This is a genomic window from Clostridium sp. AF17-21AC (assembly GCF_003461365.1).
Lineage (GTDB): Bacteria > Bacillota > Clostridia > Lachnospirales > Lachnospiraceae > Coprococcus > Coprococcus ammoniilyticus.
Map to the genome: position 1 here is coordinate 186,782 of NZ_QTWY01000001.1, position 16,001 is coordinate 202,782.

General features: G+C 43.0%; 15 protein-coding genes. 9 read left to right on the forward strand and 6 right to left on the reverse strand.

Translation table 11 applies throughout. From position 1 onward, the window contains the following. Positions 1-170 precede the first annotated feature (170 nt). From DWW85_RS00930 to pnuC, 6 genes are all read left to right on the forward strand, one after another. On the forward strand, positions 171-677 hold the full coding sequence (locus tag DWW85_RS00930; protein WP_117807193.1) for a GNAT family N-acetyltransferase: 507 nt from the start codon (positions 171-173) through the stop codon (positions 675-677). 472 nt (positions 678-1,149) lie between these two features. Continuing rightward, complete coding sequence (locus DWW85_RS00935; RefSeq protein WP_021944933.1) at positions 1,150-1,833, forward strand: hypothetical protein; 684 nt, start codon at positions 1,150-1,152, stop codon at positions 1,831-1,833. A gap of 18 nt (positions 1,834-1,851) precedes the next feature. Further along, a complete protein-coding gene (glgB, locus tag DWW85_RS00940) occupies positions 1,852-4,323 on the forward strand; it encodes a 1,4-alpha-glucan branching protein GlgB (RefSeq protein ID WP_117807194.1) in 2,472 nt (823 codons plus the stop codon). Positions 4,324-4,383: 60 nt separating this feature from the next. Further along, positions 4,384-4,932: a GNAT family N-acetyltransferase gene (locus DWW85_RS00945; RefSeq protein ID WP_117807195.1), complete on the forward strand. Its 549-nt coding sequence runs from the start codon at positions 4,384-4,386 to the stop codon at positions 4,930-4,932. Between the two features lie 135 nt (positions 4,933-5,067). Continuing rightward, complete coding sequence (locus tag DWW85_RS00950; protein ID WP_008402657.1) at positions 5,068-5,268, forward strand: cold-shock protein; 201 nt, start codon at positions 5,068-5,070, stop codon at positions 5,266-5,268. Between the two features lie 143 nt (positions 5,269-5,411). Beyond that, entirely contained in the window at positions 5,412-6,092 is a 681-nt protein-coding gene (gene pnuC / locus DWW85_RS00955) for a nicotinamide riboside transporter PnuC (RefSeq protein WP_117807196.1), read from the forward strand. A 270-nt stretch (positions 6,093-6,362) separates the two neighbouring features. Here the strand turns inward: pnuC and DWW85_RS00960 are convergent, their stop codons facing one another. Genes DWW85_RS00960 through DWW85_RS00975 form a run of 4 tightly spaced genes read right to left on the reverse strand, consistent with a single transcriptional unit; the run spans position 6,363 to position 9,372 of the window. Continuing rightward, entirely contained in the window at positions 6,363-7,298 is a 936-nt protein-coding gene (locus DWW85_RS00960) for a thiamine pyrophosphate-dependent enzyme (protein WP_117807197.1), read from the reverse strand. Between the two features lie 14 nt (positions 7,299-7,312). Continuing rightward, positions 7,313-8,494 (reverse strand): pyruvate ferredoxin oxidoreductase, encoded by a 1,182-nt coding sequence (porA, locus tag DWW85_RS00965; protein ID WP_117807198.1) that lies wholly within the window; start codon positions 8,492-8,494, stop codon positions 7,313-7,315. After that, on the reverse strand, positions 8,495-8,797 hold the full coding sequence (locus DWW85_RS00970; RefSeq protein ID WP_008402652.1) for a 4Fe-4S binding protein: 303 nt from the start codon (positions 8,795-8,797) through the stop codon (positions 8,495-8,497). After that, the gene (locus DWW85_RS00975) at positions 8,797-9,372 is read right to left on the reverse strand and encodes a 2-oxoacid:acceptor oxidoreductase family protein (RefSeq protein ID WP_021944928.1); all 576 of its coding nucleotides are present in this window, start codon (positions 9,370-9,372) and stop codon (positions 8,797-8,799) included. Before DWW85_RS00975 ends, DWW85_RS00970 begins: the two co-directional genes overlap by 1 nt. Positions 9,373-9,664: 292 nt before the next feature. On the opposite strand from DWW85_RS00975, the gene DWW85_RS00980 reads away from it, so the two are divergent. The 3 genes from DWW85_RS00980 to DWW85_RS00990 all read left to right on the forward strand — a co-directional run bounded on the left by DWW85_RS00980 (position 9,665) and on the right by DWW85_RS00990 (position 14,178). Then, positions 9,665-10,846, forward strand: a complete 1,182-nt coding sequence (locus tag DWW85_RS00980) for a transglutaminase domain-containing protein (RefSeq protein WP_173788482.1) — start codon at positions 9,665-9,667, stop codon at positions 10,844-10,846. 120 nt (positions 10,847-10,966) lie between these two features. Next, on the forward strand, positions 10,967-13,258 hold the full coding sequence (locus tag DWW85_RS00985; protein ID WP_021944926.1) for a hydratase: 2,292 nt from the start codon (positions 10,967-10,969) through the stop codon (positions 13,256-13,258). 77 nt (positions 13,259-13,335) lie between these two features. Beyond that, the gene (locus DWW85_RS00990) at positions 13,336-14,178 is read left to right on the forward strand and encodes a deoxyribonuclease IV (protein WP_117807200.1); all 843 of its coding nucleotides are present in this window, start codon (positions 13,336-13,338) and stop codon (positions 14,176-14,178) included. A gap of 110 nt (positions 14,179-14,288) precedes the next feature. Here the strand turns inward: DWW85_RS00990 and DWW85_RS00995 are convergent, their stop codons facing one another. Both DWW85_RS00995 and DWW85_RS01000 read right to left on the reverse strand, forming a co-directional pair. Continuing rightward, on the reverse strand, positions 14,289-15,224 hold the full coding sequence (locus DWW85_RS00995; RefSeq protein WP_008402646.1) for a stomatin-like protein: 936 nt from the start codon (positions 15,222-15,224) through the stop codon (positions 14,289-14,291). Positions 15,225-15,278: 54 nt separating this feature from the next. Next, entirely contained in the window at positions 15,279-15,728 is a 450-nt protein-coding gene (locus tag DWW85_RS01000; RefSeq protein WP_008402645.1) for an NfeD family protein, read from the reverse strand. Positions 15,729-16,001: the final 273 nt, after the last annotated feature.

Below are 16,001 nucleotides of genomic sequence, written 5' to 3' on the forward strand. Positions count from 1 at the left end.
TACAGACTGCTTTCACAGAGAAGAAGTTCGTCCCTTCGCAGTTTCCAGTCAAGCAGATTTTCATTATATGCATTTTAAGATGATTTTTGTGGATTGTCTATATTTATATTCTTGAAGCCTGTTTGATACGGGCTTATAATGATGCATAAAATAAGAAAGAAGGACGAAAGATGAATATACAGATCAGAGAATATAAAGATTCAGACATACAGGAGATGAACCGCATCTGGAACCGTGTGGTAGATGATGGAGTTGCTTTTCCACAGGAGGATGACCTGACAGAGGAGACAGGCAGGGGATTCTTTGCAGGCCAGACCTATACTGCGGTGGCAGAGGATACAGACACAGGAAAGGTGCTCGGACTTTATATCCTGCATCCAAATAATGTCGGACGCTGCGGTCATATCTGCAATGCCAGCTATGCGGTAGATGCGGATGTAAGAGGACTTCATATCGGAGAGAAGTTGGTGTCTGACTGTCTGGTACAGGCAAAGGCGTATGATTATCTGGTGCTGCAGTTTAATGCGGTGGTGGCTACAAATGTGCATGCAAGACACCTCTATGAGAGGCTTGGATTTACGCAGCTTGGAACGATTCCGGGTGGTTTTCGCATGAAGGATGGACACTATGAGGACATCTGCCCATATTACTTTGACCTGCGTGAACTTGGCAGATGATCGTTGTTAATTGAAAATTGATTTCAGACATGGAATGGCGGTCAGATAATATAATGTAAGACAGTAAAGATTTCTATTCGGTTCGTGCACTGATTTGTCGGCAGTCGCCCAAACTCGTCCGTATGGACTCAAACATGGGCTTGGTGCTGACAGTTAGCACAAACCTCATAACGAAATCTTTTCTATGTCATTGCATTATATTATCTGACCGGCAATTCATTGCCTGAAATCAAATACAGATTAAGATACGATCATCTGCCAAGTCTTTACGGATCAAAGTAATATGAGTTGAATAAAATGTAATTTTAAGAGCGAAGACAGTATGTGGTAGAAATATATAATGAAGAAAGCAGTATGTTTTCTTTACACAAGTCAATTAAAATGGTAAAATAATTAATGTGCGTAATAAGAACGATATAATTTATTTGATGTGTCAAATAAGACTTTAGAATAGAAATCAGGATAGATAATCATGTTTAAATATAGATTTTTTCAGGTGATCCTTGCGATCGCAGTTGTAATGCTGATCGTGTCGTCTGCGGTGTTTATCTCATTCCAGGGAGTGAATATCAGTGAGGCAGAGTACACATCAGAGATGACCGGACGAACATTTGAGACAGATGGAGCAGATGGTTCGGAAACTGCTCTGACGGAGTTCGAGGCGTGGCTGGAGTACAGCATCATTGCGGATGGCCTGAAGGAAACCGGAAATAATGTTGATTTTGATAAAGGAAATGTGAAGCTTTGCGACTATAACCTGACGCAGCTTAGACAGTTGAAGAAGGTGAAGGATGAGGCGAAACGAATGATGTTCCTGTCGGTGATCCTGCTTATCATAGGATTTCTGGCAGTAAAGAAAAGACGAATGTATGAGTGTGTCGTATGGGGCGGCGTTGCAGCAAGTGTGATCGGAATAGTATCACTGATCCTGCTCGCGGTATCCGGAAGCGGCATTTTCTATGGCGTTCGTGAGATGGTATTTAAAGGCAGGTATGATGTATTTTTCTCAGGGGATGACAGACTGATCGCGCTGATCCCGGATAATCTGGGACTTCGGATGTTCCTGATCTATACAGGAGTGATACTTGCCGGACTTGTTATTACGATCATAGTACGACTGATAAGCTGGCGAAAGACACAGCCACACAAATTCTAATATATTCAGGAGGGTTATATGAACAAGAGAATCAACGATTGGATCAACTGGGTACTGTATGATGAACTGATCGCAGGTAAACTGAATGCACCAAAGCATCTGCTGGGTATTCATGAATATGGGGAAGGACAGATTATCACAGCCTATCGTCCACATGCGGTGGAAGTGAAGGTTACATCCAGAACAGGTAAAAAAGTTCATACGATGGAGAAGGTAACGGATGAGGGATTTTATGCGATCTTTTTCCCTAAGAAGGAATTTAGCGGAACAAAATACAATCTGGTGACAACTTATGAGGATGGAACGACTGTTACGACAGCAGATCCATATGCATTTGACAGCCAGATTTCAGATTTTGATTCTTATTTATTTGCAGAAGGCAAGCACTACGAGATCTATAATAAATTTGGAGCACATCCGATGACGATCGATGGCGTAAAGGGAACCTATTTTGCAGTATGGGCTCCGGACGCGCGGAGAGTCAGCGTTGTCGGTGATTTCAATATGTGGGATGGTAATTTACATCCGATGCAGCTTCGACCAAACGGTGGAATCTATGAGCTGTTTATTCCAAATGTGCTTTCCGGCGCAGTATATAAATACCAGATTTTGACCCGTTATGATGAGATCTTATATAAGAGTGATCCATACGGAAATCAGGCACAGATGCGTCCGGACAATGGTTCGGTTGTTGCAGATCTGACGACCTACAAGTGGAAGGATACTGCATGGATAAATAAGAGAAAAACCTACAGCAGAACAGATCGCATGAAGATGCCGATGACCATCTATGAGATGCATCTCGGTTCATGGAGAAAGAAAGTTGAAGACGATGACAGCGGCTTCTTCAGTTATAGAGAGTTAGCTCCGATGGTTGCGGATTATGTAAAGGATATGGGCTATACACATGTGGAGATCATGGGTATCGCAGAGTATCCGTTTGATGGTTCCTGGGGCTATCAGGTAACGAATTATTATGCACCGACATCCAGATACGGATTGCCGGAAGATTTCATGTATTTTATCGACTATTTACATAGTAAGGGAATCGGTATCATCTTAGACTGGGTACCTGCACATTTCCCGAAGGATGCACACGGACTTGGCAGATTTGATGGTATGCCGCTCTATGAGCATCCGGATCCAAGAAGGGGCGAGCATCCGGATTGGGGTACTTATATTTTTGATTATGGCAGAGCAGAGGTTGCAAACTTCCTGATCGCAAATGCACTTTTCTGGGTAGAGAAGTTCCATATCGATGCGTTACGGGTAGATGCTGTTGCATCCATGTTATATTTGGACTATGGTAAGCAGGATGGACAGTGGCTTCCAAATGAAAATGGCGGCAATGAGAACCTGGATGCAATTAAGCTGCTGCAGAATATTAATGCAGTTATGGAAGAAAAGAATCCGGGAGCATTCCTGATCGCAGAGGAATCAACTGCATGGGCCGGTGTGACTGCTCCGGCATCCATGAACGGACTTGGCTTCCTGTTCAAATGGAATATGGGATGGATGAATGACTTCCTCGAGTATATGAAGATGGATCCATATTTCAGAAGCTTTAACCATAACAAGCTGACCTTCAGCTTATCCTATACATATGCAGAGAATTATGTTCTTGTCATTTCACATGATGAGGTCGTACATCTGAAATGTTCAATGATCAATAAGATGCCGGGAAGCGAACCTCAGAAATTTGCAAATCTTCGTCTGGCATATGGTTATATGTATGGCCATCCGGGCAAAAAGCTGTTATTCATGGGTCAGGAATTTGCACAGCCGCGCGAGTGGAGCGAGGCAAGAAGTCTTGACTGGTTTGTCCTTGACAATCCGTTGAATCAGGGTGTACAGCGTTGGGTAAAAGCGTTAAATAATCTGTACAATGCGAATGATGCGTTATATGCAAATGACAGCGATGTGATGGGCTTTGAGTGGATCGACTGTGACCATCCGGATAAGGGTGTGGTTTCGTTTATCCGTCGAGGTTCTACACCGAGTAAGCAGTTGTTATTTATCTGCAATTTCGTGCCGGTTGAATATGATAATTATGAAGTTGGAGCACCTTGCTTCACAACATATAAAGAAGTCCTGAATTCCGACGACGTACAGTTTGGCGGAGCAGGAAGATTAAACAGTGGTAAGATCAAGGCTATCGATAAGAAGACAGAACGTATGCCTTATTCGATCAGTGTAACAGTACCGCCACTTTCTGCTGTTGTTCTGGAATATGATTACACCGATGTAACACCGGAGGATATTCTGAAGAAGAAAGAGGCAGAAAAGAAAGCGGCAGCAGCAAAACGCGCGGCTGAGAAGAAAACGGCTGCGAAGAAAACTGCAACGGAAAAGAAGGATGTAGAGACGACGGAAGTTGTAAAAAAGGAGCCGGAGAAGAAGACGGCTGCGACAAAGACAAAAGAAACAGTAAGTAAGACAAAGCCTGCACAGACAAAAGCGGCAGTTTCAAAGAAGACTACTAAGAAATAATAAAAAATGCTGGATCGTACTTGTGCGGTTCAGCATTTTTTGTAGGCATAAGGAGAAGACATGAAGATAGAAAAAGTAAGTACAGCGGATGCGGAGGAGCTTCTCGCAATCTATGCACCCTATGTAGAAGAAACAGCAATATCATTTGAATATGAAGTACCGTCTGTAGATGAATTCAGGAACAGGATCGAGCAGATCTCAGCAAAGTATCCATACATAAAGGCAGTCGTGGATGGGAAAATCGCAGGCTATGCATATGCAGCAGGTTTCAAAGACAGAAAGGCATATGACTGGTCAGTGGAAACAACGATATATATCCGAAAAGACTGCAGGCAGCTGGGGTTTGGCAAAGCCCTATATGAGAATCTGGAAAAACTACTGAAGGAAATGGGAATCCTGAACATGAATGCCTGTATCGCAAGTCCGGCAGCAGAGAGCGGACATCTGACGGATGACAGTTACAGATTCCATAAAAAAATGGGCTTTACGCTGGTTGGGCGTTTTCATAACAGCGGCTATAAGTTTGGTGAATGGTATGATATGATCTGGATGGAGAAGATGATCGGCGAGCACGAGAAGGATATGCCGGATGTAAGATTTGGTCAATGAAAAAGAAATTTATAAAAAACACTTGCAAAAAGATAATCCAAGCAATATAATACAGGAGAAGTGCAAAGAGGCACAGAGCGAGAAGCTCTGTGCCTCTTTAGTTTTCCAGGTATTAAGTTTTAGGAGGAAATTCAAATGAAAACAGGTACAGTAAAATGGTTTAATGCAAAAAAGGGATATGGATTTATCAGCGATGAGAATGGTGATGACATTTTTGTACATTTCTCAGCTTTAAATATGTCTGGTTTCAAAGTATTGGAGGAAGGCGACAAAGTTGAGTTCGAAGTAATTGAGGGAGAAAAAGGACCTCAGGCTGCAAATGTAACAAAGCTGTAAGCTGATACATAATGAAGATACCTCATGACAGATCATCGGTACTCAGAATTTTGAGAACCGATGATCGCCATGGGGTATTTTTTTGCGGATTCTTGCGGAAATTATGATTATATATTAGAATAGCGGCACAGGAGAAAGAAAACATGAACAATCCAATAAAAGAATTAACAAAGAAGGAATGGATCATCTGGTTAGGATCTATTTGTATCGTATGCGTATCGAACTTACTGACAACAGATTTTGATCTGCTGACTCTGGTAGCTGCATTAGTGGGTGTAACTTCGCTGATCTTTGCAGCAAAGGGAAATGTATGGGCGCAGATCCTGATGGTGATATTCAGCATCCTTTATGGGATCATTTCCTACCGGTTCCATTACTGGGGCGAGATGATTACATATCTTGGCATGACAATGCCTATGGCGATCTGGTCTATGATCACATGGCTCAGAAATCCGTCCGGCGGAAACGGAAATGTCGTAAAGATCCAGAAGCTGAACCGGAAGCACATCATAGGGCTTATTATATTCGGCGTGATCGTAACGGCAGTATTTTATTATATTTTAGTTGTATTCGATACCCCGAATATTATATTCAGCACCATATCGATCGTAACCAGTTTTCTGGCAGCGGCACTTACGATGCTCCGTTCCTCGTATTATGCAGTATGGTATGCGGCAAATGATATCGTGCTGATCATTTTATGGGTGCTGGCATCCATGAAGAATCCTGCCTATATCCCGGTCGTTGTGAATTTCGGTATCTTCTTTATCAATGATATGTATGGCTATATCAGTTGGAAAAGGCGGGAACGGATACAGCTGTAAAATGCAGAAAAAGTGGGTTGTTGGTACTATTACTTTACACAAGAGAGTTTGTAGCTGTGGAGCTGAAGAAGTTATCGACTAATAAAAAACAGAATCCCCGCTATGGTGTGTTTTACTATTCATAAAGCAAGCCTTTGGGAGCGTCGGTTCTTAGTGAGTCGCTATATGCGACGAACTTTTCATAGGTATGGAATAGTGAGACAGGCAGAAAATAAATCAGCCCTTGGGGTATATTATAACCCCAAGGACTGATTTATTTCGTATGTGTGATTAGTTCTTCGAACAGCGGAACAGCAGATCCTCCCAACGGCGATCCACTTCCTCCTGATACTGAACGAGTAAATGCTCATTTTCAGGCTTGAACAAATGCTTGAAACGTCCCTGTGTCCGTAAGAAGTCCTCGATCGGAAGCTTCCTCTTAGGAGAATAGCTTAAGATCCATTTGCCTTCGATGACTTCAAATAAAGGCCAGTAGCATGTCTCAACCGCCAGCTTACAGATATCCATGATCTGTTCGGTAGGATAACGCCAGCCACGAGGACAAGGAGCCATAACATTTAAGAAAGCAGCACCCGGTGTGTAGATGGCTTTTTCGGATTTCTCATAGATATCACGCATATTGCCAAGCAGAGTAGTCTGACCGACATAAGGAATATCATGAGCTGCCATAACCTGTGCCAGATCCTTACGGTTCTGCATCTTACCGTTTGACTGGGAACCGACAGGAGTGGTAGTTGTATCTGCATACATCGGAGTAGCGGAAGAACGCTGGATGCCGGTATTCATGTAAGCACCATTATCGTAACAGACATATACCATGTCATGACCACGCTCCATAGCACCGGATAAAGACTGAAGACCGATATCATAAGTACCGCCGTCACCGCCAAATGTTATGAATTTATATGTTTCATCTAATTTACCCTTTTTCTTTAATACATGATAAGCAGTCTCTACACCGGAAAGGGTAGCACCTGCATTTTCAAATGCATTATGAATGTAACTGTCTTCATAAGCAGTATATGGATACATGAAGGTGGAAACCTCCAGACATCCGGTAGCGTTACCGATAACTGCTTTGTCACCCTCATGAAGGGCACGGAGTACATTACGAACTGCGATCGTACCGCCGCAGCCTGCACACATTCTATGACCCGGAGCAAGACGCTCAGGCTTGTTCATTACTTCTTTAAAATTATATGCCATTTTGTCTTACCTCCTTACTTTCTAAGTCCAATATACTGATACTGCGGAATGGTCTTGCCCTGCTCGATCATTTCCTCTAACTGGTTAAATACATCGGTTGCTTCCACTGTTGTATAATCTCTGCCACCAAGACCGTAGATATAGCTGACAGCCTTTGTAGAAGCTCCGATATCATACAGGTGCTCCTTGATCTCAGCGGATAAAGGACCGCCGCCTGCACGGAAGCCTTCGGAACGGTCTAAGATCGCAACTGCTTTTGTATGAGCCAGCGCCTTTGCAATTTCTTCACCGGGGAATGGACGGAAGACACGGAGCTTTAATAAGCCGACCTTCTTGCCCTGTGCGCGCAATGCATCGATTGCTTCTTTTGTCGTTCCTGCTGCGGAACCGATCATAACGATCGCATAATCAGCATCTTCTAATTTATATTCCTCAAAGAAGCCGTACTGTCTGCCGGAGATCTTTGCGAAATCATTCGCAACATCCAGGATCACCTGCTTGGCATTCTTCATACCTTCGTTCTGATTCATTTTGGATTCCATATAGAATGGAGAAGTTGCATATGGACCGACTGCCATAGGCATCTTTGGATTCAACAGGTACTGTTCCGGATTGTATTCACCGACAAATGCTTTTACCTTGTCATCCTCTAACAGTTCGATATTCTCAACTGCGTGGCTGGTGATGAAACCATCCTGACAGATCATGATCGGAAGACGGACATCCTTGTGTTCTGCGATCCGGTAAGCCTGTACGAAATTATCATAAGCTTCCTGATTATTCTCTGCATAGATCTGGATCCATCCGGTATCTCTTGCACCCATACTGTCTGAGTGGTCGCAGTTGATATTGATCGGGCCGGATAAAGCTCTGTTTACAAGAGCCAGTGCAATCGGCAGACGATTGGAAGCTGCAACATAGAGCTCCTCCCACATCAGCGCCATACCGCAGGAAGAGGTTGCTGTTAAGACACGGCAACCGGCAGCACTTGCACCGATCGCAGCACTCATAGCACTGTGCTCACTCTCGACCGGAATAAACTCTGTATCGATCTCACCGTTTGAAATATATGTAGAAACAAACTGTGGAATCTCTGTAGAAGGGGTGATCGGGAATGCCGGCATGACATCCGGGTTGATCTGCTTGATCGCATAAGACACCGCTTCATTTCCTGATAAACGTTCTCTGATACCCATTTATTTGCCCTCCTTCATCGTAATAGCACCAAACTTACACTGATAAGCACAGATACCGCAGCCCTTGCAGTGGTTCAGATCGAAGTCAAGGCGTTTGCCGCCTACGACCGGGATGCAGCTGTCCGGACAGACCGGTGCACATAACAGACAGTGTACACATTTGCTCTCATCTATGACGGGAGTAGCAGTTCTCCATTCACCTGTGTTAAATGCTTTGGAAGTACCACCGCCGTACACATGGTTACCGGGTGTGATTTCTGTATATTTACTTTTTTCATGTATTCTGCTGATATCTGTTCTCATTACTTGGTTACCTCCTTAAATGCAAGCTCAAGGGCTTTCATATTTCCATCGATAACCTCAGGCTTCTTTGCAAATTTGTGCTGATAGGAAAGTCTCATATCTGCAAGGAAATCATCCTGCTCCATGATACCGCTGACTGCAACGATAGCAGCAAGCATAGGAGAATTCGGGAAGTTCTTGCCGAGTGTCTGCATCGAGATCTCCCGGGCATCTAATGTATAAACTTTTCCTTTGTAGCCATTTAAATGAGGACGAACCTCATCCGGTGTCTTTGGGGTGTTAATGACGATCGCACCATCTTCTTTTAATCCGGCGGTTACATCCACGGATTCCAAGAGGGACTCGTCAACGACAACAACATACTGTGGGGTGTAGATATTGGAATGAACGCGGATCGGATCGCTGCTGATTCTGTTATAAGCAGTGATCGGCGCACCCATTCGCTCCGGACCATATTCCGGAAAACCCTGAACGTATTTTCCTGTTTTAAAAGCTACGTCTGCAAGCAGCAGAGCAGCAGTTTTGGCACCCTGGCCGCCCCGGCCATGCCATCTGATCTCAATCGTATCTTTCACTTTTTAATCTCTCCTTGTGACTATAAACGCATCGATATGTCAGAATGAATATAGAAATGATTTCCCCTATTATTTCAGACAAATAGAAGGTTTATTGAAAAAAATTCTTAATAAAACGTAGACTTTTTTATTATATCATGTATAAATAAGAAGTAAATAAAAATTTTTTTGTAAATAAGAGAAGAAATTTGAACGAATAAAAGACGGAAAAGTGCAGATAACAGAATTTCGTCATAATGAAAAATGAGGTATAATGAATCGCACCAAGAATGTAAAAAAAGAGGAGAGAAAAATGTCAAAGGGGAAAAAAGTAAAGATCGTAATTGAGGGAATCATTCTGTTGTTTATTGTTTACTGTGTCGTTTTAAAGATGCTGCCGGTATCGACAGGAAGACTGTCAACATACGAAGAGATCAATGATGCAGTAGCAACAGCCGCTTCAAGGTATAAGAATACGGTTACGCTAAAGACAACAGGGGAACCGTATATGGATTATCAGTCGGTCCTTGACAAGCTGATGGAAAAGAATATGTATGCAGGTGGAGAATTCTATGCATTTTCTTATGTATATACGCCGGATTCAGGTGGAGAAAAGGTAGCGGTAAGGATCAGTCATATGAGCCGGTTAAAAAGCTTTCTTGTATTTATCCGTTCCGGTCAGATTTCGGGGAAGATAAAGGGGCTGTCAGATTACGAGAAAGTGAAAGCGGTACATGATTATATTATCTTACATAATGAATATAACCGCTCATCCGGTGGTGCATGTAATACTCTGTACAGAGGAGATTCGGCATGTAACGGATATGCGCTGGCATTTTATATCATTATGAAAAAGGCCGGAGTCCCTGTTACCTGTGAATACGGTTATGGACTGGAATCCGAGCATCTGTGGAATCGGGTTCAGGTGGATGGACACTGGTATAATATCGATCTGACATGGGATGATCTTGGTGGACAGAATGTCGGATATGATTATTTCCTTAAATCTGATGCGGACTGGCAGGGACATGATCATGGCGGTTCCGATGCAGAAGTTTCTATGGATGTGACAGGAAAGACGGCAGCGGAATATTATAGAATGTTCCCGAATTATAATGCGATCATGATCTGGTCGATCATCGGAGTGATCGCAGCAGGGTTTGCATTATATATCTGGCTGCTTGACCGGAAGATGAAACGGAAGAAGTTAGAGAAAGCCCGTCTGGAAGCACAGGAGGAAGCGCAGAGAATGGAAGAACTCCATAAGAGAATGCAGGTGGTTACAGGTGCATTTACAGATGAAGCGACCGTTCCGGCGAATGAAAATGCGGTCACGGACTATCAGACAGCACCATATACAACACAGATGGCAGAGAACGTAGATGAGACTATCATGAATCATGAACAACCTCAGACTGCGGATCCTTCTGAAAGTGCTTCACAGAATAAAAGCAGTGGTGCTCATTCGGGGTTCCGGTTGAAGCAGGATGATTAAAAATATAATAATGAAAACTTTCATCGGCATAGTTGTTCACAACTATGCCGATTTGTGTTAAAATAAACAACGATTGACAAAATGAGAAAAAGAATCACCAACAAATCAGGAGGAAATAGAATGATTAAATTATTTGACAATGGTGCTTATCTTTTAAATGGCACAGAGCTTGTAGAAGACAATGCCGATGCAAATGCGATTCTTACACAGAAGTTAGGTACAGCTCCATCCAAGGAAGAAGCTGCAAAGAATACTATGGCATACGGTATCCTGGAGAAGCACAACACATCTGACAATATGGACAATCTTAAGATCAAATTCGATAAGATGACCTCTCATGATATAACATTTGTAGGTATCATCCAGACAGCAAGAGCTTCAGGACTGAAAGAATTCCCGATTCCTTATGTCCTTACAAACTGTCATAACTCCTTATGTGCAGTTGGTGGTACGATCAATGAGGATGATCACATGTTTGGCCTTTCCTGCGCAAAGAAATTCGGTGGTGTCTATGTTCCGCCTCATCAGGCTGTTATCCATCAGTTCGCAAGAGAAATGCTTGCAGAATGTGGTGCAATGATCCTTGGTTCTGACAGCCATACCCGTTATGGTGCGCTCGGTACAATGGCAATCGGCGAAGGCGGCGGAGAGCTTGCAAAGCAGCTCTTATGCAGAACTTACGATGTAGCTAAGCCCGGTGTAGTAGCAATCTATCTGGACGGAGAAGTTGCAAAGGGAGTAGGCCCTCAGGATGTTGCTCTTGCGATCATCGGTGCAACCTTCCAGTGTGGTTATGTTAAGAATAAGGTAATGGAGTTCGTAGGACCTGGTGTTGATAAATTATCTGCTGATTTCCGTATCGGTATCGATGTAATGACAACCGAGACAACCTGTCTGTCCTCTATCTGGAAGACAGATGAGAAGATCAAAGAGTGGTATGATACACACTATAGACCGGAAGCATACAAGGAAATGAATCCGGGCCCAGTTGCTTACTATGATGGCGTTGTATATGTGGATCTGTCAAAGGTAAAACCAATGATCGCTATGCCATTCCATCCAAGCAATACATATACAATTGAAGAATTAAATGCAAACCTGATGGACATCTTAGACGACTGCGAGAAGCGCGCACTGGTTAGTCTGGATGGTAAGGTTGATTTCACATTAAAGGATAAAGTCCGTGATGGCAAGTTATATGTAGAACAGGGAATCATTGCCGGATGTGCCGGTGGTGGATTCGAGAACATCTGTCAGGCAGCGGATATCATCCGTGGAAGAAGCATCGGTGCAGATGAATTTACATTATCTGTATACCCTGCATCAACTCCTATCTATATGGAGCTTGCAAAGAACGGTGTACTGGCTGACCTGATCGAGACAGGTACGATCGTTAAGACAGCATTCTGCGGCCCTTGCTTTGGTGCCGGAGATACACCTGCAAATAATGCATTATCAATCCGTCATTCAACCAGAAACTTCCCGAACCGTGAAGGTTCCAAGATCCAGAATGGTCAGATCTCATCCGTTGCACTTATGGATGCACGATCGATCGCAGCGACAGCAGCTAACAAGGGATACCTTACAGCAGCTACAGATCTGGATGTTGAATACAAGGGACAGAAATATTTCTTCGATAAGAGCATTTATGACAGACGAGTTTACAATGGTGTCGGCAAGGCTGATCCATCTGTTGAGATTAAGTTTGGTCCGAATATCAAAGACTGGCCGGAGATGATCGCACTGACAGACAACCTGTTATTAAAGGTTGCATCTGTTATTAACGATCCTGTAACAACTACAGATGAACTTATTCCATCTGGTGAGACATCTTCCTATCGTTCAAATCCGCTGGGACTTGCTGAGTTCACTTTATCCAGAAAAGATCCTGAATATGTAGGCCGTGCAAAGGCAATTCAGGCAGTTGAGAAGAAGAGAGAAGAACTTGGATGCTTCTGCAAGGCAGATGAATCCATGAAGCCTATGATGAAAGAAATCAAAGCAAAATTTGCAGATCGTGAGATCACAGGTTCCAATACCGGTTACGGTAGTACGATCTTTGCAGTAAAGCCGGGTGACGGTTCTGCCAGAGAGCAGGCTGCTTCCTGCCAGAAGGTACTTGGCGGCTGGGCAAATATTGCTAAGGAATATGCAACAAAGCGTTACAGATCCAACCTGATCAACTGGGGTATGCTTCCATTCATCATGGAGGAAGATTTCGCATTTGACAATGATGATTATGTATTCATTCCGGGTATCCGTGAGGCTGTCCAGAATAAGAATGAGATCATCAAGGCATATGTTGTAAATAAAGACTTCAAGGAATTAGATCTGAAGCTTGGAAGCCTGACCGATGATGAGAGACAGATCATCATGGATGGCTGCCTGATCAACTACTATAAGAACAATTAAGAATCAGGAAATGATATAGATACAAAAAAGCCGGAGTGATCCGGCTTTTTTGTTAAGTACAATATAGGAGAAACAACATGATATATATAGGAAATCACCTGTCGTCCTCCAAAGGCTTTGAGGCGATGGGAAAGGCGGCATTAAAACTTGGTGCAAATACATTTGCATTTTTTACAAGAAATCCACGGGGCGGAAAGGCGAAAGAGATCGATCCGGCAGATGCGGAGCGGTTACGTTCCCTGATGGAGGAGCATCATTTTGGGAAACTGGTCGCACATGCACCATATACGATGAATGTCTGTGCAGCAAAACCGGATATTCGGGAGTTCTCATGGAATATCTTAAAGGATGATATGGGGCGGATGGAGTATCTTCCGGGAAATTATTATAATTTCCATCCGGGTGCACATGTTGGTCAGGGGGCAGAAGAAGCCATACCGGTAATTGCTGACGCATTAAATCATGCGATCAAACCGACTCAGAGTACAGTTGTATTACTTGAAACAATGGCAGGCAAAGGCTCGGAAGTCGGAAGAAATTTTAAAGAACTGGAACGTATCATAGAGCTTGTTGACTGCAAGGATAAGATCGGGGTATGCTTTGATACCTGTCATACATGGGATGGTGGCTATGATCTTGTGGAAGATCTGGATGGTGTACTTCACACGTTTGATCAGATCATCGGACTTGACCGTTTAAAAGCTGTTCATCTAAATGACAGCATGAATGTGAGAGATTCACACAAAGACCGACATCAGAAGATCGGAGAGGGTGAGATCGGAGCAGAAGCATTAAAACGGATCGTAACGCATCCATTGCTTGCAGGCAGACCGTTTATCTTAGAAACACCAAATGATGATGCCGGATATGCAAGAGAGATAGCAATGATAAAGAGCTGGGCGGATGAAAGCATGGAGTAATTGTAAGGATAACAGATAAAATAAAAACGGCCACTATCAGAATGGTTACCCAATAACGGTTTCATTCTGACAGTGGCAGTTTTTAATATTACCAATGAATCAGTTCAATCTTATTTCTCTGTTTTTACTAATTCCGATAATGAAGTTGCAAGTCCTGCAACACCCTGAATATCAGATGGAATAATGATCTTGGTTGACTTGCCGTCAGCAGCCTTTGCGAATGCTTCCAGACTCTTGATCGTAAGAACCTGATTAGATGGAGCAGATTCATTTAAGAGACGGATACTGTCTGCATTTGCCTGCTGTACAGCGAGGATAGCCTGTGCCTGACCTTCAGCTTCACGGATCGTTGCTTCCTTCTTAGCTTCTGCGCGAAGAATCTGTGACTGCTTCTCGGCTTCTGCTTCCAGGATAACGGACTGTTTGTTACCTTCTGCAATAAGGATTGCAGATTTCTTTTCACCTTCTGCTTTCAGGATCTGTTCACGTCTTTCACGTTCTGCCTTCATCTGTTTTTCCATGGCATCCTGAATCGCTGCAGGTGGGATAATATTCTTTAGCTCAACACGGTTTACCTTGATGCCCCAAGGATCAGTTGCTTCGTCCAGGGTAGCACGCATCTTTGTGTTGATCGTCTCTCTGGATGTCAGTGTCTGGTCAAGTTCGAGATCACCGATAATGTTACGGAGAGTAGTGGCTGTCAGGTTTTCGATTGCCATGATCGGATTTTCAACACCATAGCAGAAAAGCTTTGGATCTGTGATCTGGAAGAAAACGACAGTATCGATTCTCATTGTAACGTTATCTTTCGTGATAACCGGCTGTGGAGCGAAGTCTACAACCTGTTCCTTTAAGGTAACACGACGTGCGATCTTATCGATAATAGGCATCTTCATATGAAGACCTACGGACCATGTACCGCAGTAGGTCCCCAGACGTTCGATAACGTAAGCATGTGCCTGTGGGACGATCTTGATTGTGCTGCAGATAATAATGATAGCAATGAATACTAAGATAATTACCAGCCATGTGAGTGGTGAATCCATAATAAGTACCTCCTTTAAGTGGCGACAGATATAGTATCTGTCAAATTAAATAAATTATATTCTGCTGACAATAAGTTTTACGCCGGAAACCTCATTGATCGTGACTTCGGTCCCCTGGGGAATAATATCAGTTTCATCAGCAGCACGTGCGGTCCATTCGAGACCATTTACTTTTACCTGCCCGGTAGCCTTTAGATTATCAATGGTTTCAGATACGATCACCTGTTTGCCGACCAGACTTTCAACATTTGTTTTTTCCATATCGGATAATTTGAAATGTTTTAAAGCCACAGGCCTTGTAGTAAACAGAAGAACTAATGAAATAACTGCAAAGATCAATATCTGGATGATCAGTGATGTACCAAAGAATACAGAGATCGCAGATACCAAAGCTCCTCCCGCGAACCAGATGGTTGTAAGTCCGAGAGTAATGATTTCGATAATTATACAGACCATAAAGATAACGGACCAGATAATTAATTGACAGATTAATTCATTTTCCATAAGAACACCTCCTTTATGCCTCCCCGGTCTTAGGCAAAATAAGTTTTGTGGTTTGTTAAGAACCCTTAAACATGTCACCATTTTACTATGTAACTCAGATATCGACAATGCTTTTTTCAAAAATATAGGGTTATTTAAGGTTCATTTTTTGAACGATTTTGGATTTGGTAAAGTCATGGTTAAATCTATTTTAAATCTATTAAAAATAGGAAATTCTATTGCTTGACTTTTTGAAACAGTATATAATTTTTTCAGGTTGTTTATAATTATATG